Annotated in this window: 2 protein-coding genes; both read right to left on the reverse strand. The window is 72.2% G+C overall.

Translation table 11 applies throughout. The annotated features are described in order from the left end of the window. Positions 1-45: 45 nt before the first annotated feature. The gene (locus tag AOK11_RS32630) at positions 46-1,014 is read right to left on the reverse strand and encodes a class I SAM-dependent methyltransferase (protein ID WP_055597291.1); all 969 of its coding nucleotides are present in this window, start codon (positions 1,012-1,014) and stop codon (positions 46-48) included. 115 nt (positions 1,015-1,129) lie between these two features. Beyond that, positions 1,130-2,341 carry a glycoside hydrolase family 18 protein gene (locus AOK11_RS32635; RefSeq protein WP_055597292.1) on the reverse strand — a complete coding sequence of 404 codons (1,212 nt, stop codon included), beginning with the start codon at positions 2,339-2,341 and terminating at the stop codon, positions 1,130-1,132. Between the last annotated feature and the right edge of the window lie 138 nt (positions 2,342-2,479).

Genomic DNA, 2,479 nt, shown 5'->3' on the forward strand with positions numbered 1-2,479 from the left:
TCAGGGGTTGAGGGTCGCGGGGCCCGGTGAGCGGGCCCTGGTCGGTCAGTCGGTTCCGGAGGTGCCCACTGGGGTTCCCGCCGAGGTTTCCGCCGGGGTTTCCGCCGCCCGCAGATAGCCGGAGTGCGCCACCTGACCGAGGAAGGTCAGCCTGGTGTCGGTGGCCATGTGCTTCTCGAAGGCCTCCTTGATCCCCGGCCACTTCGGGTGCCCGAAGTCGTCCAGGACGACGATGCCGCCGGGTGCCACGATCCGCTCGGCCCACTCCAGGTCCGCGGCGACACCGGCGGCCGAGTGGTCGCCGTCCACGACGATCACACCGTAGGAACGGTCGGAGACCAGGGCCCGTACCTCGGGGTCCTCGGAGAAGCCCTGCTGGATCCGGGTCGCCGTACCGGCGGCACCGGCCAGGGCGAGATTGGCGCGCACCGCCGCTCCGCGCACCGGGGTCCCGGTGACGTCGCCGGTCATGGAGGTGCCGGGCTGGAGCTGCGTTCCCGCGAGCGGGTCGACGATGGTCAGCCTCGGATCGCGTCCGGCGCGCTCCATCATCCGGATCAGGCCCGCGCCGAACATGCCGTACAGCGTGCCGATCTCGAGGATCTCGTCGTTCGGCGGATCGAGCAGGGGGACGGCGGAGAGCTTGCCGCAGATGTTCATGGTGCCGCCGGCGATCCGGCCGACGCCGAGCGCCTCCAGGGTGATGAGCAGCCGGAAGGCCTGGGCGACGTTGCGTTCCGCGCCGTCGCGGTCCCCGGTGACGCCGGTCAGCTCCGTGACGGTCCGCTCCAGGTGGGCGGCGGAGGGAAGCCGGGACGCGCCGCGCCCCGTCCCGTCGAAGAAGAGCTCCAGGGGACGCTGGCGGTTGCGCAGCGTCCTGAGCTCCTGGCGCAGCGGTTCGCCCGCGGTGTCCGCGAGGGCGCGTCTGATCTGGCGCTGGATGCGCTGGTCGATCAGTTCGGCGATCGGACGCAGGCCGCGCCGGGCGACCTTGCTGGTGAGTAGCGCTCGCATGGGTCGGTGATCCTCACAGGAGTGGGAGGTGGCACCGACCGTAGAGGGCGGACCGGACACCCACAACGAACGCCGTCCTCCCCCTGCGAAAACTCTCGAGGCCGACGGTCTGCCGTCATGGAGTGTTCACCCAGTCTTCCCGGTACGCGGCCCAGTCCTCCTCCGTCGCCGCGAAGTCCACGTAGAGGGCGACGCCGAAGTCCGGCCGGTCGGCGTCGGCGCGGGACAGCCCGAGCCGTACGCCGCGGACGGCGGCCGGGACGGTCTCGGCGTGGGCCCAGTGGCCGAACCGGTTCTCCTTGAAGAAGGGCAGGCCCATGAGCAGGTCGGTGCCGGGCGGGGTGACCTCCAGCGCGAGCGCGGTCTGCTGGGCGACGTACCCGCCGTAGGTGCCCTCCAGCGGCTGCATGGTGTCGTACGACATGACGGCGATCTGGTCGACGCGGCGCGCGACCTGCCCGAAGAACTCCTGCGACCACCACTTGGGATGGCCGGTGACCGCGCCCCAGAAGGAGTGGAAGCCCGGGAGCGGGTCGATCTGGTGGGCGGCGACGGACAGGGGGACGTCGCGGGAGCCCGTCTCCTCGTGCAGGGCGTCGAGCAGCGTGAGGTAGTCGCCGTCGCCGGAGTGCAGGGGTTCCAGGTCGAAGTGGACGCCGTCGTAGCCGGTGTCCAGGATCTCCCGGGTGGACCGGAGGATCGCGGCGCGGGACTCGGCGCGCTCCAGGTGCAGTGCCTCGGGGTGCTCGGGGGCCAGGATGTCGCCGAGCCAGGCCTGGACCCGGACGCCGGGGATCTCCCGGTGCACCGAATCGATCAGCCAACGGGCGCGCGGGTAGGCGGACTTCGGCAGGCTTCCGTCGTGCTCGAGCGGACCCGAGTGGACGTACAGGTCGCGTATCCCGGTGCCGTCGAGCTGCCGGGCGAGGGCGGTGACGTCGGCGTCCTTCTTCCGCCCGTCGACCCAGGCGTGCCCGAGCCAGAGGGCGTCACGGCCACGGGTGTACGTCCCGTCGGCCGGGTCACCGGTGAAGTTGACCCGCAGTACCGTCCCGGCGGTCAGCAACGGCACCAGCACCACGAGCACGACCGCGAGCGTGACCCACGTGAGCCGGCGTCTCCAGCGCCGGGGCGGTTTCCCTTCGCCCTCCCCCTGCCCGTGCCCCTGCCCCTGCTCGTGCTCGTGACGGGTGTTTTCCGCGTCGTCGGGTCCGGACTCGTCCGGCTCGGTGGGCGCCATGGGTTCGGTGGGCTCAGTAGGTTCGGTGGGTTCGGTGGGCGCCGTGGACTCGGGTTCCGTGGGCTCCGTACGCTCCGTGCGTGACATCGCGCGTCCCCTCCGCCGCCGGCCCCGTCCGGGCCCGCGGCTGATCTTGGGGAGGAGGACGGGAACGGGGGCGCCGCGGTTGCGGTCAGGCGGCCGGGGGCGCGTGCCGTACGTGCGCGTGCCCGTCCAGGGGGAAGG

Origin of the sequence: Streptomyces hirsutus (assembly GCF_001418415.1) — a bacterium.
In the GTDB taxonomy this organism is placed as follows: Bacteria; Actinomycetota; Actinomycetes; order Streptomycetales; family Streptomycetaceae; genus Streptomyces; species Streptomyces hirsutus.

Bases quoted from the DNA above. Each gene is read 5' to 3' on its own strand.
- AOK11_RS32630 (WP_055597291.1), bottom strand. From the start codon at position 1,014: ATGCGAGCGCTACTCACCAGCAAGGTCGCCCGGCGCGGCCTGCGTCCG.
- AOK11_RS32635 (WP_055597292.1), bottom strand. From the start codon at position 2,341: ATGTCACGCACGGAGCGTACGGAGCCCACGGAACCCGAGTCCACGGCG.